Annotated in this window: 13 protein-coding genes and 1 pseudogene; 7 read left to right on the forward strand and 7 right to left on the reverse strand. The window is 42.3% G+C overall.

Annotated features, from left to right (window positions below; genetic code table 11):
* Nucleotides 1-252: 252 nt before the first annotated feature.
* A complete protein-coding gene (locus ED652_RS17115; protein ID WP_122055582.1) occupies nt 253-1,377 on the reverse strand; it encodes a hypothetical protein in 1,125 nt (374 codons plus the stop codon).
* Nucleotides 1,378-1,484: 107 nt separating this feature from the next.
* Between ED652_RS17115 and ED652_RS17120 the strand changes: the two genes are divergently transcribed.
* The 3 genes from ED652_RS17120 to ED652_RS17130 all read left to right on the forward strand — a co-directional run bounded on the left by ED652_RS17120 (nt 1,485) and on the right by ED652_RS17130 (nt 5,369).
* Entirely contained in the window at nt 1,485-2,324 is an 840-nt protein-coding gene (locus tag ED652_RS17120; protein WP_122055583.1) for a hypothetical protein, read from the forward strand.
* Nucleotides 2,325-2,448: 124 nt separating this feature from the next.
* Nucleotides 2,449-3,588: an SIR2 family protein gene (locus ED652_RS17125; protein ID WP_122055584.1), complete on the forward strand. Its 1,140-nt coding sequence runs from the start codon at nt 2,449-2,451 to the stop codon at nt 3,586-3,588.
* Nucleotides 3,585-5,369, forward strand: a complete 1,785-nt coding sequence (locus ED652_RS17130; RefSeq protein WP_162929955.1) for an ATP-binding protein — start codon at nt 3,585-3,587, stop codon at nt 5,367-5,369. Before ED652_RS17125 ends, ED652_RS17130 begins: the two co-directional genes overlap by 4 nt.
* Nucleotides 5,370-5,626: 257 nt before the next feature.
* Here the strand turns inward: ED652_RS17130 and ED652_RS17135 are convergent, their stop codons facing one another.
* The 3 genes from ED652_RS17135 to ED652_RS17145 all read right to left on the reverse strand — a co-directional run bounded on the left by ED652_RS17135 (nt 5,627) and on the right by ED652_RS17145 (nt 8,971).
* Complete coding sequence (locus ED652_RS17135; protein ID WP_009844818.1) at nt 5,627-6,670, reverse strand: GMP reductase; 1,044 nt, start codon at nt 6,668-6,670, stop codon at nt 5,627-5,629.
* 857 nt (nt 6,671-7,527) lie between these two features.
* Nucleotides 7,528-7,965 carry a PAS domain-containing protein gene (locus ED652_RS17140; RefSeq protein WP_009844817.1) on the reverse strand — a complete coding sequence of 146 codons (438 nt, stop codon included), beginning with the start codon at nt 7,963-7,965 and terminating at the stop codon, nt 7,528-7,530.
* A 1-nt stretch (nt 7,966) separates the two neighbouring features.
* Nucleotides 7,967-8,971, reverse strand: coding sequence for a response regulator (locus ED652_RS17145; protein WP_122055585.1), 1,005 nt, complete (start codon nt 8,969-8,971; stop codon nt 7,967-7,969).
* Between the two features lie 102 nt (nt 8,972-9,073).
* Here ED652_RS17145 and ED652_RS17150 point away from each other — a divergent pair, with 102 nt between their 5' ends.
* Complete coding sequence (locus ED652_RS17150; protein ID WP_122055586.1) at nt 9,074-9,280, forward strand: hypothetical protein; 207 nt, start codon at nt 9,074-9,076, stop codon at nt 9,278-9,280.
* Nucleotides 9,281-9,308: 28 nt separating this feature from the next.
* Here ED652_RS17150 and ED652_RS17155 read toward each other — a convergent pair whose 3' ends face one another.
* On the reverse strand, nt 9,309-9,554 hold the full coding sequence (locus ED652_RS17155) for a hypothetical protein (RefSeq protein ID WP_029223306.1): 246 nt from the start codon (nt 9,552-9,554) through the stop codon (nt 9,309-9,311).
* Nucleotides 9,555-9,766: 212 nt separating this feature from the next.
* Here ED652_RS17155 and ED652_RS17160 point away from each other — a divergent pair, with 212 nt between their 5' ends.
* A complete protein-coding gene (locus tag ED652_RS17160; RefSeq protein WP_122055587.1) occupies nt 9,767-10,204 on the forward strand; it encodes a Spy/CpxP family protein refolding chaperone in 438 nt (145 codons plus the stop codon).
* 142 nt (nt 10,205-10,346) lie between these two features.
* On the opposite strand, the gene ED652_RS17165 is transcribed toward ED652_RS17160, so the two are convergent.
* Entirely contained in the window at nt 10,347-11,699 is a 1,353-nt protein-coding gene (locus ED652_RS17165) for an MATE family efflux transporter (RefSeq protein WP_017107832.1), read from the reverse strand.
* A 100-nt stretch (nt 11,700-11,799) separates the two neighbouring features.
* Here ED652_RS17165 and ED652_RS17170 point away from each other — a divergent pair, with 100 nt between their 5' ends.
* Together ED652_RS17170 and ED652_RS17175 are read left to right on the forward strand one after the other, a co-directional pair.
* Complete coding sequence (locus tag ED652_RS17170; RefSeq protein WP_122055588.1) at nt 11,800-12,771, forward strand: LysR family transcriptional regulator; 972 nt, start codon at nt 11,800-11,802, stop codon at nt 12,769-12,771.
* Between the two features lie 133 nt (nt 12,772-12,904).
* Nucleotides 12,905-14,026, forward strand: coding sequence for an FAD-dependent monooxygenase (locus tag ED652_RS17175; RefSeq protein WP_122055589.1), 1,122 nt, complete (start codon nt 12,905-12,907; stop codon nt 14,024-14,026).
* A gap of 98 nt (nt 14,027-14,124) precedes the next feature.
* On the opposite strand, the pseudogene ED652_RS17180 reads toward ED652_RS17175, so the two are convergent.
* Nucleotides 14,125-15,008: pseudogene (locus tag ED652_RS17180) on the reverse strand (alpha-amylase); the annotation flags it as partial.

The raw sequence follows: 15,008 nt of genomic DNA on the forward strand, positions 1-15,008 counted from the left end.
ATTATCCACTTATCTAAAACACATTTCTGGACATTTATGAGTTAGATAATACACGGCTACAACTAAAAAAAGAGGCTATATTGTTCTCTCGAACAGGCTCGAACCCTCGACAGTCTGATGATGATTATTTTTTATTATAATTCAACACCTTAAAACACCATCGTATTGGCACTTATACTAGCATCGTGCCACTCTTAGTGATTGTAATTCAAGGAAGAAACCCGTGTTTAAATATGATTGTTCTCACTTTATCTAGTCCCACATATTAATCGCTTGATTTGGATCTGTATCCAGTGACTCCAACGACTTTTGCACCTCTTCTAATTGCTGCTGCGTCTTTTGTTGTTCCAAGGCTAACTCATGTTTACGTTTCGCCTTGGTAATTGGCTCTCTCTCGGTTTCCACAATTTCTTTCACAGGTTCTAGAGCACCATCAATAAACGCCTTCATCTTACTTATTACTGCCTGCTCTACTGCTGTGTTTGAGTTTACAGATCTAGGGGCTTGAAATAGTTCTGCGGAACGTAATGAGTCATTTAAATTATCGATAACCAGTAGCAGATTACCTACCGATGTTTGAGAATCTGAATAGCGATTATTGGCTTCAACGAGTTGCAACTTATATTGGTCTACAGATTCTTCTAGAGCCTTTAATTGGTTCTTGAGAGCATCTTCTAAGCCTAATTTGCTTTCTAAATCTAGAATGCTCTTTTGCAAAGTATCTAACTCCTGATCTCTTGCACTCAATTCATTTTGAAGTTCTGATTCTTTCTTCAATGAAAGTTGCTGATCGTCATGGTGCTGCTTACGTACCCGTTCGATTTCTTCACTTAGATTCGTTTGAATGGAGTTACTTGAGTTAACTTGTTGCTGCAACGAGTCACGTGTTTCACGAGTTAAATCTAATTCGCTCTGCAAATTACTTCTATCGAGATCCCACTTATCTAAATCACGACTTAATTTGTCTTTCCAGTACTCAGGGTTCGATTCTGCTTTAGCCTTACTGGTGCGCTTCTGACTCAGATACGTATAGCGATCAGCACGATGCTTTTCTTTGATTCGTTTAGCATCAACTAATCTAAATTTCTTGATGTCAATTTTGTACTGAACCCAAGGCAAGCCGAATGTATAGAGCAGAGATGCTATCGCTGGATAAACGATCGTCATCATGGGTGCACACGACCAGAATGACGGCTCCAAAGACCAATAAATTGAATCAGAATTCAGTAATTCGATTTTCTTCTCTGACGTGCTGAAAACGAATGTAAGAATCGAAGCATGGTTGATAACTAACCAAGATAAAACGAACGATCCGAGGATTGGCGACTTCAATCGATTTGCTGTTGCTTGTGATAATGCAGAAACTAATTCTTTCATGAACTTACCTATGAAATGACTAAAAAGCATTCTACTTCAAAATGTGAAACTAGAGTAGTATGCTGTATTCACTAAGTGTATGAATTAAATTAATTAGTGAGATTTTGATGAATGATGCTAGATGTGACCACCCTAATGCAGAACCAGTATATTCTATCTATCAGTTCCAACGTCTAACTGCCATAGAAATTGAAAAGTATCGTCATCGTTTATTTTGTGTAGATTGCGGTGCCGAAGCCTTTTATCGAAGAAAAAGTATTAGTGGAAATGCAGCCTGTTTTGGTTCGAATTATCATACAAGCGAATGCGATGCAGCGGCACCATCAGCGAAAGACAAAAAGATAGTTAAGCATGCTATTGAAGTAGACCAAATAGTTGCTGACTCTGAGGAAATTCTATTTGATTTTGAATTCAGTGAACCAAAGCCTAATAGTTCATCAGAACAGAAAACAACAAGAGTGTCCTCAAAAGGCTCCACAGGCGCATCAGGTAAAAAACACACCAAGACCTCAACGCAAGTTCGCCAATCGGTTCTAGGGATGGAGAAAGCGTTACACAGCCTGTTATCAGGTAGTAACTTGGCAACTTCTGATGTGAAGATCAAAATCAATGAGAAAGTGTCGTATCGTGCTAAGAACTTATTCGTCAATTTTGCTGATGCTGTTCCTTTAGAAGACAGTAAAGCATTCAAACCCAAAATGTTCTGGGGAACGATTTCTCACGCTGATAAAGATTTCGATTGGCTGAACCCTATCTGTAAGGATACAGGTGTAATCATTTCACCTTTCAAAGATGAACTGCTTAAATCGTTCAAAATCAAAGAGCATCGTGATTTAGATGGTGCTGGACTGATGCTATTTGGCAACTGCTACTGGAACAAAGATAAGACTCGGAAAATCATTAAAGTACACGAGATGAAGATCTTCATTTCTAAGGCAGATGATTAATCACTCCCCCTGTTAAAGCCTCACTACTTATCGGGAATTGACCACCATATCGTTTCCCGATAATCTCAGTTGTAAAACAGTTGCTTATCAACAAATTTAATAATTATTCTGAGCATTCGACCTTATGACGACTTCCAAAATCGATCTGAACGACCTACACGACAAGAACATAAACTATTTGATTGGTGCTGGAGCATCAGCAGGTCTATTCCCTACTCTTGCACTAGACATGCAAACTGAGGGGAAATGGGAGACGATTGAAACTTTGGCTACCGAGTTCGATACTATTGGTGCTAAACACCTCAAAGCCTTGCTATTCATGTATTACTACGAGGAATGCATCAAGCCTGTTAGTTCTGTTGATTTCACTACCTTAGAAGGCGACGAACAAGCAGTCATCGATAATTATAAGAAGTTCATGAAATTGAACCTCGAAATTCTTCGTCGCAAGCGAGGTTACGACAGAAAGATTAACTTCTTCACCACGAACTATGATTCCTGCCTAGCCTATGCGGCAGATGAACTCTACGAAGAAAAATCAATTCGATTTAACATCAACGATGGCTCTCGTGGTTTCCATAAAAAAGTCGTTGAGGCTCGTAACTTCGACTGCATGACCACTGAATCAGGTATCTTCGACCGAAACAAAGAAGTCCAACGACAAATCAATCTTATCCACCTTCACGGCTCTGCTTTCTGGCGTAAGCACCACGATTCTATTCTCGTTGATTATTCTTCTGCGGATCAAATCGTTTCTGAGTCATCAATAGACAGCATGTACTACGGTGACTTCAAAGAAATGTTAGAAAGTGGATCTCACACCGTGGAGCAGTTGTGTTCAATGATTATCGATGATGATAGCAAAGCAGCATTCGAGAACACACAAGATGACTTCTACAGGGAATACGAAAAATTACCTATCGTGAACCCTACAAAGTGGAAGTTCCATGAAACGGTATTTGAAGAACACTATTACCAAATGCTGCGTCACCTTAGTTATGAGTTAGAAAAGCCAAATAGCGTACTGATTGCATTCGGATTCTCTTTTGCTGATGAGCATATCAGGAACTTGATTAAACGCTCTCTGACGAACCCTACTCTACAGGTATACATCTGTTGCTACAGAGAAACCATGATCCCTGAATTGCAGAAGCATTTCTCTGACTTCAATAACATCAAGTACGTTGTCCATGAAGAAGGTGATGCATTAGATTTCTCTTACTTCAATTCTCACGTTCTAACACTTAGTGAGGATGACGCATGAGCATCTTCATTGGTGAGGTCACAGCGGTAAATGGCATTCAAATTACGTTGACCGTTGATGAGACATCGAACAAAGACACCATTTTCTATGAAGGTCAACGATACAAAGGTATCTCTATCAGAGAGTACGTTTCAATTCAGCGTGGCTTCCGTGACATTGTATGCATTGTTGAGGGTGAGTACTTAGATGAAAGACGTTTCCAAGAGAACACGGATAAAATCGAGTACGTACGAAAGGTACATGTTCGCCCTATTGGCTACATTGAAAATGGTAACTTCTTTGAAGGCATCAAGTTCTTACCATTGATCCGTGATCCAGCCTTCCTGTTACCTGAGCAAACACTAAAGACTGTTTATTCATCAAGTTCCGAGTCAGAATTTTGTATTGGATCATTATTAAAAGAAGGAATTGAAATATCTCTACCTTGGCAGAAATTGTTTAACACTCACATTGGTATATTTGGAAACACTGGTAGCGGTAAATCGAATACCTTAACGAAACTATTCACAACCTTATTCGATGAGAAGCATGAACAAATCAAACCTGTAAGTAAGTTTGTACTGCTTGATTTCAATGGTGAGTACATCAAAGATCAAATCGTATCACTGGAACATAAGCACGCTATAGATCTGAATACGAATACAGCAGTCGATCAATTCCCGTTGGCAGAAGATGAATTCTGGAATGCGGAGACGCTTTCAATTCTTTTCCAAGCCACCACCAATACACAGAAACCGTTTATTAACAGAGTCCTGCAAGGACGTTCAAAGTATGGCTCTGGTAAGGCGAGTGCTCTAAGTTACTTAAAATACACTATTAAGTTCTGCTTCACTTCATCGTCTCAGAAACCTGAAGTGCTCGACCTAATCAAGAGTGTTCTAAAGAGTACCAATCAAGCAAAAATTCTCGATAAAGTATGCTGGCACGGAAACAAATATAAACTCTTACTAGGTAACAGAAATGAAGTATTTTTTAATGGTGAACCTGAATACGACATACACCTAAAAAATACTGTTGATAGCATTCAGATTAATGACCTTGATGCATTTCAAGAATTTAAAATCCTGTGCAAATTGAAGTTGATTAATGATTTGATGTACAACTTTGTTCAATTCGATCACATACAGCCATTATTAAAACGTGCTGAATCCTCACTAGGAGGATTATCCAAGGTAATTAAAGTAGAAACTAATGTTGCTGCTGACGATAAAGCATTAACCGTCATTTCATTGCGTAATTGCAACCAAGACGTGAAGAAAATCATTCCGCTTCTTGTAACGAAGCACTATTACAATTCTCATAAGAATCAAATCAAGAAAAGCCCCCCAGAAAAGACACTGCACCTTATCATTGACGAGGCACATAACATCCTTTCTCAGCAATCAGTACGTGAACAGGCTAACTGGAAAGACTATCGTTTAGAGTTGTTTGAAGAATTGATTAAGGAAGGTCGCAAGTTCGGAATTTTCCTAACGTTATCGAGTCAACGTCCCGCTGATATCTCGGCAACAATTATGTCTCAGTTGCACAATTTCTTTATACATCGTTTAGTTAATGACCGTGACCTGTTCTTACTAGATAACACCATCAGTACGTTAGATTCTGTTTCTCGTTCGCTGATTCCAAACCTATCACGTGGCTCTTGCATTATCACTGGTACTTCGTTTGATTTACCTATGCTGATCCAAGTGGATGAGTTAAGCGATAATAGCAAACCAGACAGTAATGATGTTCTTTTGGAGAACCTTTGGTCAGTTGAGACAGAAGAAGAGCCTACGTGACTCTGAATTAATCCAGTATTGATTTCTTCTTAGTTGCCAACATGTCTTGGGGTATAAATGTGTTGGGTGAACGTCTAATATTCAAACAACTCATACACGTGTTTTTTGCATCACGTACTCGATAGGTTCGGCTTCCCATCGGCACACCGGTACTTGATATCATCCATTTAAAATCAAAATGGTTCTGCCGTAAATTCCAAAAAAAAAGAGCCGCTAAAAGCGGCTCTTGATTTTCAAACTATTCGAACTCGTTCAGATTACTCTTTACCGAATACGTTGTTCTCTTGCTCTTGTACACGGATGAAAGTCGTACGCTTAGTTAGCTCTTTAAGCTTTGCTGCGCCTACGTATGTACAAGTTGAACGCACACCACCAAGGATGTCAGAAATTGTGTTGTGAACAGAACCACGGTATGGAAGTAAAACAGTTTTACCTTCCGCAGCACGGTACTTAGCAACACCACCTGAGTGCTTGTCCATAGCCGACTGTGAAGACATGCCGTAGAACTTCATGTACTGCTTACCATCTTGCTCTACTACTTCACCGCCTGACTCAGAGTGACCAGCTAGCATGCCGCCTAGCATTACGAAGTCAGCACCGCCGCCGAACGCTTTAGATACGTCACCCGCACATGAACAACCACCGTCACCGATGATCATGCCGCCAAGGCCGTGTGCCGCGTCGCCACACTCGATAATTGCAGAAAGTTGAGGGTAACCTACGCCTGTTTTAACACGTGTAGTACAAACCGAACCAGGGCCGATACCAACCTTAACGATGTCTGCGCCTGCTAGGATTAGCTCTTCAACCATGTCACCCGTTACAACGTTACCTGCAGAGATAACTTTAGTCGGGAATTCAGCACGTACTTTCTGTACGAACTCAACAAGGTGCTCTGAGTAACCGTTAGCGATATCAATACAGATAAATACAAACTCTTCGCTAAGCGCCATGATCTTCTTAACTTTCTCGAACTCAGCTTCAGACGTACCTGTTGATACAAAAACGTTGTTCAGAGTTTTCTTGTCTGCTGTTTTAGCAAACTCAGCCCACTGCTCTACTGTGTAGTGCTTGTGTACTGCAGTCATAACACCGTGCTCTGCTAGAGCAGCTGCCATTTCAAAGCTTGCTACCGAATCCATGTTAGCTGCAATTACTGGAGTACCAGACCATTGACGACCGCTATGCTTGAATGTAAAATCGCGGGTTAATTCAACTTGAGAACGGCTTTTAAGGGTAGAACGCTTCGGACGGAAGAGTACATCTTTGAAACCTAACTTAAGTTCTTGTTCGATACGCATGGTGTTTTCCTTGATTCATAAAATTATGTGTCTCTCGCGAAATGCGTAGTAAAACCGTTGGCAGACGAGTTTACTTTTCTTCGGACACAAAAAAACCGGAGCGTTGGCAGACGCTCCGGTTTTCAGCATTATAGGTCGTGATTTAGTAACAGCAAGTCTGATATTTCATTTTTTTTTATGCTATCCTCTCGAAGATTCCATATCTGGTAAAACCTCCCAAGTAACACTTTCCCACTAAATTCTTACTAATTAATAACTTAGCGAACCAATCACGCACACGCTGTCGGTTTATTGCGCAATCGTTTTCCTCTCTTTTTCACACAATATCGCCTTCATTAAGCAAATATGTGAAGAAAGTGCCTCGAAATCACATAAAAACCACACTTTTCTCCAACAAAAAAATGCCTTTTTTCTTAAATAAATTCGATTTTTTTCTAATTTTTATCGGTTTTTGACCAAATTGGGCAGTCTGGTGACGTTTCTGTTTTGTCGTCACTTGGAAAAGTAGAGTGAAAACGACTCAATCTAGAGGCCAATACTCACTTGGGTTTGATAATTCAGCCCTCGCACTCCATTAAATGAAGCTTTCAAACTCAAACTTTATAAATCCACTTTCTATTCACCCGTAGCATTGCCGCGCCGAAAGCACATTTCGTGGCTGCCCTTTCGTTGATTTAACCTAAAACATTCAGTAAAGCGCATGGAAAAAGAGAATTGGTTAACGTGAAAAGCTAGGGGGAAGATTAGGTTTGAAGATAAAAAACAAAAAAAATGGCTAAGGTAATTAACCTTAGCCATTTTTATTCGATGTTTTGAATTGTTCTTTACAAGCTATGAGTATCGAATTAAGACAGGTGCTAATTCTTTTGAGCGCTTAACGCTTCTGCCGTCGCATCTTGAATCGACAAGAACAATGACGTGATTTGTCCAGTAGGCGAACGCATCGGGTTTAGCGTCACGTTCTGGTACATGAAATCAGCTTGTTGAGTAACAGGGCGAACATTACGGCACTTGAACAGGTAAGGTCTTTGTGGCCATGTAATAAAGCTGCGACAACCTAAATCATAGACTGGCTTGGTTTTCAGCCTAAACCACTCTTCTGGGATTTCAGGGAATAACTCAAAGATCGACTTACCGATAGCATCATGTGATTGCTTACCGCTATGGTGAGTCATGAAGCCATTCCAAACTTGCACCTCAAAATCGCGATTAATAACCACCAGCCCCATGTCGACGTTCTGAACCATGTCCACCATCCAGTGGAACTGTTCAAATTCAGCAGGAAGATTCAACATATTAAAACTCCTCCATTAGGTAGGCCAATTTATTATCTAGAAGTGGCAAAGATTCATCAACAAACATGAATAGAAGGTCACAACGGATTGAAGTGCCGTCTATGTTATAGCTGACTTCGAAAGTCATCGTTTTCTTGAATGAGCCGCCGGTATTTTCAATAACGGAATCGATTGAAATGTGTTGACCTAGCAACACCGGAGAGCTCTGGAAGAAACGAACTTCTGACTGCTCACCTAACCCATTCAGGAATGAACCCACAAGGATGTTAGATACATCCATCAACAGTTCTAATTCTTCAAGCTGTTCGCTATCTGTTGGCACCTTCATGAGCTTTTTAAGATCGCTCACACTGGAATCACTCAGCAATACTAACGCTTCACCTGCAATGCCTTCTCCGCTAAAGCCTTGGCAAACACCCGACACTTGGTCGTTGTCTGCTAAGTCGCGAAGTGCCATGTGCAATTCACTCACTTCCAAAATATTCACGTTCGGTAGTGGTAAATGGACAAATACATCAAAATGGCGCGCCAGTGCATCGGCGGCGCGTCCGATTGCTACGTTCGCCACTTCCATGTAGATATCGCGTCTACGTAGTATTGGAAGATCTAAAGCGGTAGGGGTAACCACCTGAGGCTGCGTTGGCGGCTCAACAAGTTCACGTAAAATGCCTTTTAACGCTTCTTTATCGATCGGTTTTTGTAAAAACGCTTTAGCACCAAGGTCCATGACCCTCTGCTGCGCTTTTGGCTGGATGTCACCGGAAACAACGACAACAGGTGTGTTATCACCTAAGCGTTGCATCTCTTCCAATGTGCCATAGCCATCTAGCTCTGGCATGGTCAAGTCGAGGAACATCAGTTTAAACTGGTTTTGAGCTAACTCTTCAAGTGCATTAAGCCCATGAACAGCAAAAGTTATATCTGCATTTAGAGAACTAGGCAGTGAGCGAGCCATCTGCTTCCTTGCTAATGCAGAATCATCACATATAAGAACTGGGAACGACATAAATGCACCACCGACAAATTAAAGCTAATTCGGTCGAGTGTAACAGAACATTATGGTATCAGGTACGGGGTGAATGGATTTATGTGTAGATTATTAGTAAGAATGATGAAACAAGCAGGTAAGCTATTATCCGGCATTATTCTTCATGAAAAACAATATGCTACAAAGGTAATAACCGTTCGTCATTATAGAGTAATAGCACTTTTTTATGGAACAACAGCGCTAGTTTATGAAATGACAGCCTTAATAAGTGAGTTTATTAAGGCTCAATCTCGTCATGAATGTATTGGTTTTACCTGCTTTATATAAATCTATATAAAAGAGCTAATACCGGGGACTAAAACTGGTATGAAGGCCATAGGATCAGTAATGCGAAACGTATAACCACAGCAAACACCAACAAAGCAATGCCCAAACGGTACCATTTGTATTCTGCAATATTCATTGGGATACGCTTGTAGAACATCGTAATCACGCCTTTCCAATCGCTACTGCGTCTTCCGTACTGCATCATGCTCGTCAAAACAAATAGCGCGCCAAGCACTAACATCCCTTTCTCAGCCCAGAACAATCCAACTTCCATTTGTGTATTCCTTGATAAAACGGTGTGCAACTCAAATCATTCTAGTCACCTTTGCGTCCGGTTTCTGTAAGACCAAGGTCTAACCCACTCTCTACTTACTTGAAGGTACTTAAATGAACGTAAATCGCTAAGCACACTTAACTGAACAGCGTGTTCATATCGAGTTCAGCTCCACCATCTATACTCTTGTTTCCACTAACAGGAGAAACTCAATGAAATCACTGAAAAAGTCGCTTTGTGTATTAACTGCTTCAGCTTTACTCGTTACCGCTCCGTTTGTGAGTGCTTCAACACCACAACAACCGCCTCAGCCTGCACTTAGCCCGCTGCAAATAGTCATTGCTTCTTTGAATCTAACCGAAGAGCAACAAGCGGAAGTGTTCTCTCTTGTACAAGAGTATCAATCCGATAGAACAGAGATTGATATGAATAAGGCCATAGAGCTTAAAAAGAAACAGATCAGCCTTGTGACTCAGCCGGATTTTGATGAAGCCGAAATGGAAAAGGTTATTGATACGGTTCAAGCCACTGAGAAGTCGATGGTGATGCAAGAGATGCGTCTTAAGAACAACATCTATAACGTGTTGACTGAAGAGCAAAAGGAGCAATTTAAAACCATGATGAAGTCTGCGCTCTCTGGTGGAAAGTAGTTTGGCAGAAAATAGCTGCCCCTAATCCTGATAAAGATTCTTCCCATCTCCCCCAGAAAAAGAAGAATCGGAATAGATAACAAAAAAGCCGAAGTCACCTTAATGACTGCGGCTTTTTGTTGTTCAGTGCGCCATTAGCCAATCACGTATAAGCATGATTCGACAAATCTGGAGATTGGTTATTCTTTTGGATGACACGCATTAATTGGATAAGCAATAGAATACCCGTTACACCTAAACCGACGCCGATTCCGCCCCAAATCCCTGCAAGCTGGAACTTATGCATCAAATACCAAGCAGCAGGTAGGCCAAATACCCAGTAACCAATGGCTGTCATCACGGTTGGCATTGAAACAATCTTCATCCCTCTCAATAGGTTAATTGCCAGTAACTGCCAAGCATCAACGATGAAGCACAACGCGACCACCCAGATAACAGAAGCCAATAACGAAGTCATCGCGCCAGTGCCGTCATCTAACTTAAAGAGAGAAGCGATCATTTCAGGCCATATGATAAACACGGCAGACAGCGCCACGCTCAGCACCGACACCAAGATAAAGCTTAGAATGGATGTTCTTTTGATGCCTTCGTAGTTGCCCGCACCATAGTCACGCCCAACCAAAATAGCGGCAGCCTGCGAGAAGCCAAAATTGAAGTTCCAAGTGAAACTTAAGCATTGCAGAAGGATTTGGTGCAGAGCTAACGAAGCAATACTGATCGTGCCCGCCATTAAGGTGCCACCGTAGATTAAGCCATGCTCAAGTAAAGCCGCCATTGCAATCGGCAAGCCCATCATCAATAAAGGACTCATCAACTTAATCGAATATTCTTCAGTATGAAGCCATGGGGCGAATTGCTTAAACTCGTCGCGTTTGAACACCCACACCGTATACCCAAGCATCACGATAAACGCAGCAATAGCGGTTCCTAAGCCTAAACCCGTTAAGCCCATATCCAGCTGGAACGTCAGTAAATAACTCACTGGCACATTCAGAATTACGGTAATAACAGACATCACAAGAATGGAGCGCACATTACCGAACGCACTGGTTAAGCCACGCAGCACCAATAAGATAAGCGAAGGCAGCATTACCCATTTCAAGGCATGCACGTATTCCATCGCTAAGGTGATCACTTCTGGCGGCTGTTTTGCTGCTTCCAATACCAACGGAGCAAACCAGAAGCTGGCCATTAAGGTCACGCTGAGTACGAATGCCAGCATAGTTGCGCCTTTCACCGCCAACCTAATTTGTGTATTACCAAACTCTGGGCGAGCCACGCGCTGACCATAAGCGATCGCAATCAAGTTCGCGACACACCCTACCGTGCTACTCGCAATAATGAAGATGAAAAAGTAGATAGAGGCGCCTAAGCCACCAGCCGCTAGGGCTGAAACACTGATACGCGACATCATCCAAACATCGGTAAGGACTAAAGCCATGGATATCAGCTGTGAAATGATCAAAGGGAATGCAAGAGTGAGTATTTTTTTCATGAGCGCCTCAGTTAATTCCGCCCAAAATACGATCGATGAGGCTGGCGTTCAATTGATAAATTTGCGACTCTAACATTCCATAAACTCATGCGAACGAATTATGACCCCATATCCTAGCTTGCCATCCTCACATAATGGCTTAAAAGCCTTTGAAGCAGCTTCAAGGCTGATGAGCTTTACGTTGGCTGCCGATGAGCTCAACGTGACACAAAGTGCGATCAGCCGTCAGATCAAACAGCTTGAAGATGAGCTGAACGCATCGCTGGTTATTCGTAAGCATCGAGCGATTGAATTAACAGAACAAGGTCATGATTTGTATGTGGCTTTGCGTGATAGCTACGGCAATATCGAATCGGTGATCGCATCTTGGAGTGAGCCAAAACAGAAGCGGATTGTGATTAAAGCGACCCTGAGTTTTGCAACGCGAGTGTTGATCTCTAAGGTTCGTGAATTAAACGAGCGTTACCCCGACTACGAGATCGTGATTGTTCCTGTGATTGAAGAAGATGAAGCGATCAACAGCAGCGAGTATGACTTGTTGATCTTCCACACTCGTTTCAAAAAACGATATGACAATACACCTGATATCACATTCTTGCGTGAGGAGTTCATGGCGCCGGTCTGTTCTACTAGCTTAACGAATTCTGCAAGTTTAACGACGCAAGACACCGACCTCGATTCGATCTTAACCATGCCAAGACTCCATCCCACCTTAGATCATCATGACTGGAAAGTATGGCTAGCCGATGTCGAGTTCCCGCCGAAAAAGCCCGTCAGAAACACCAGCTTCTTGTCGTTAGATTTAGCGCTCAGTGCATGTTTATCGGGGGAAGGTGTCACGGTGACTGATTTGCTTTTGGTATTACAAGAACTCCAACGAGGCTTTTTATACTGCCCTAAAAACGCCAAGATCCAACACAGTGCTTGGACTTACTTTGGCCACCAGCGAACTCATTCACCGGTAATAAATGACCTGATTGAATGGCTTAAAGGCGAAACAGCGAAAGAGATTAAATTACTGAAAGCGCTATCCCATCAAAACCATTGGTCTGGAGTCATCCAAGATCATTAAGGGATCTGCACCTAAGATTTAAAAATCGCATTAACCTTATAATCCATAACGTTTATTTATTGATTCGAATGACCTATCTTACGCCATATAAACCAGCACACATATATTGGCATCTTATTCTTAGGAGAAAGTCATGGAACAACAACGTCTAAAAGTCGCGATTATCGGCGCGGGACTGAATGGTTTGGCACTCACGTTATCACTGCGTAAATTTGGCATTAAAGCTCGAATATACGAGAAGGCAGCACAACCACGAGCTGACGGTACGGGTATCATCATGTGGCCAGAGGGCATGCAGGTACTTGCGGCACTGGTTGGTGTCGATAAAGTAAAAACCGCGTGTAACCAAGTCGATACCATCTCAACATTAACGGCGACAGGATTGCCAATCAACACGCTCAATATGAGTGACTCCCCAAGCAAAGCCAACGCGCCAATTGGTTTGTTTCATCGCAGCCGTTTATACCAGCTGCTATTAAATGAGCTAGGAGACGACTGCATCGTTACCAATCAAACCTGCTCTGTTGTTCAAAACGACGATGAGCCGCAGATTCTGGTCAATGGCGAACCACTTGATGCAGATATTATTGTCGGTGCCGATGGTGTGTTCTCTCAAGTAAGAAAGTTTGTTGCGCCTGACGTGTCTTTAAGACAACCGAACGTCTACTGCTGCCGCGGTGAGATTGATTTCAAAGCATCAGAAATCAGTGATGATGAGTGTTATGTTTTTGCGGGTGATAAATCTCGTATCGTAACCTACACCTATGACCGAGAAACCCAAGGTAAATACTGGTTTGCAGCATGCGCCGTTAAAGAAGGTGAAACACTGTCTAAACAAACCGTATTAGAGCAATTCTCGCACTATCCGAGCTATCTACTGGATATGATCCGAGATACGCCGGAATCGAAGATCTTGCCTTCTCCACTCACCGATGTTGCTCCATTTGATACTTGGTATCGTGGCAATGCTGTTCTACTGGGAGATTCCTGTTGCGCAGTGCTCCCAACCATGGGTATCGGATTCAGCTTGGGCATTGAGAACGCTTACGTATTGGCACAAAGCATTGCTTCTAACTTTGAAGGTACAGAGCAAGCCTTTAAACGTTATCAGCAGCGTGCTCAGCAACGTTCGCATGAACTACAAAATATCACCCACCGACTCAGTGAATTGACTTACAAAGACGAGTTCAACCCAGTTGAAGTGGCCGATCTTTATCAACAGTTTGCCGTTGCCAATAGTCGCTCGCCTTTCTAACGGCTTGATGTGCTAGCAATGCCTTCTCTACTAGAAAAGCCGCAGTATTAACTGCGACTTTTTAGGTTATTGGGTCTGCTCTCTAACTACAACAGACGCTACAGCTTAAACATACGCGCACTGCGTGGAGGAAGGTTAAACGTATGGTAGCGAGAAGAAATGGTTTCTGTCGCGCTGCTTAATACATCGTTGTACTGAACGTGCCAGTTGAACTCATGTTGGTAGGTATCGACTGTCACGCCACGCATTTCGCCACACTTATTAATACCAACAACGCCTTCTTTGCCACGCTTAAATAGCAAAGTACATTGGTCGCTCGAAATCATCGTCATGGATTTACCTTGCATCGCATTGTGGAAGCTCAGCATATTCTTCATATTCGAGCTATTCCAAACATTGCCCCAACGACCGCTATCCTTGTCTTCAGAATCTGGAAGATCATCACTGTAGATCAAAGGCGTGCCGCCATCTTTGCCAAGGATGTAAGCGTAAGCGAGTTGCTCATCTTGTGGGTCCATAATTTGGTAACGGAAGCCGTCATTGGTTGGAATGTCATGTGTGATCGCAAAGGTGATCGAGCGGTTATCATCCAGTGCTTGGCCATATGCTTTAGGATCATGCAGCTGGTTCAAACCTCCCCCCATAGAAAATGCCGAGCGAATCGATGCAAACAGCGGGAAATCGTAAGCAGAGTGATTAGTATTATTTAGGTAAGGCGCTAAGAACGATTCATAGCCACTGTTCCCTGCTCCACCGCTAGTAATCACTTCACCAAACACATGCATGTTCGCAGTAATTTCAGACGTGAATACCTGATCGATTTGGTATTGACTCATGTGCTTCACTGCATCAATTCGGAACCCTTTGATGCCCATATCTTTTAGCGCTTTCAGATACAAACGCTGTTGTGAAACCACCCAGTTACCCCCTGTGTCAGCATAGTTGTCGTCTAGATTTTTAAGGAGATAACTATGCCAGCTAA

The sequence above is a fragment of the Vibrio sp. Evd11 genome (genome assembly GCF_900382755.1).
GTDB lineage: Bacteria > Pseudomonadota > Gammaproteobacteria > Enterobacterales > Vibrionaceae > Vibrio > Vibrio lentus.

Coding starts and splice junctions, on each gene's coding strand:
- ED652_RS17115 (WP_122055582.1), bottom strand. CDS start 1,377: ATGAAAGAATTAGTTTCTGCATTATCACAAGCAACAGCAAATCGATTG.
- ED652_RS17120 (WP_122055583.1), top strand. CDS start 1,485: ATGAATGATGCTAGATGTGACCACCCTAATGCAGAACCAGTATATTCT.
- ED652_RS17125 (WP_122055584.1), top strand. CDS start 2,449: ATGACGACTTCCAAAATCGATCTGAACGACCTACACGACAAGAACATA.
- ED652_RS17130 (WP_162929955.1), top strand. CDS start 3,585: ATGAGCATCTTCATTGGTGAGGTCACAGCGGTAAATGGCATTCAAATT.
- ED652_RS17135 (WP_009844818.1), bottom strand. CDS start 6,670: ATGCGTATCGAACAAGAACTTAAGTTAGGTTTCAAAGATGTACTCTTC.
- ED652_RS17140 (WP_009844817.1), bottom strand. CDS start 7,965: ATGTTGAATCTTCCTGCTGAATTTGAACAGTTCCACTGGATGGTGGAC.
- ED652_RS17145 (WP_122055585.1), bottom strand. CDS start 8,971: ATGTCGTTCCCAGTTCTTATATGTGATGATTCTGCATTAGCAAGGAAG.
- ED652_RS17150 (WP_122055586.1), top strand. CDS start 9,074: ATGATGAAACAAGCAGGTAAGCTATTATCCGGCATTATTCTTCATGAA.
- ED652_RS17155 (WP_029223306.1), bottom strand. CDS start 9,554: ATGGAAGTTGGATTGTTCTGGGCTGAGAAAGGGATGTTAGTGCTTGGC.
- ED652_RS17160 (WP_122055587.1), top strand. CDS start 9,767: ATGAAATCACTGAAAAAGTCGCTTTGTGTATTAACTGCTTCAGCTTTA.
- ED652_RS17165 (WP_017107832.1), bottom strand. CDS start 11,699: ATGAAAAAAATACTCACTCTTGCATTCCCTTTGATCATTTCACAGCTG.
- ED652_RS17170 (WP_122055588.1), top strand. CDS start 11,800: ATGACCCCATATCCTAGCTTGCCATCCTCACATAATGGCTTAAAAGCC.
- ED652_RS17175 (WP_122055589.1), top strand. CDS start 12,905: ATGGAACAACAACGTCTAAAAGTCGCGATTATCGGCGCGGGACTGAAT.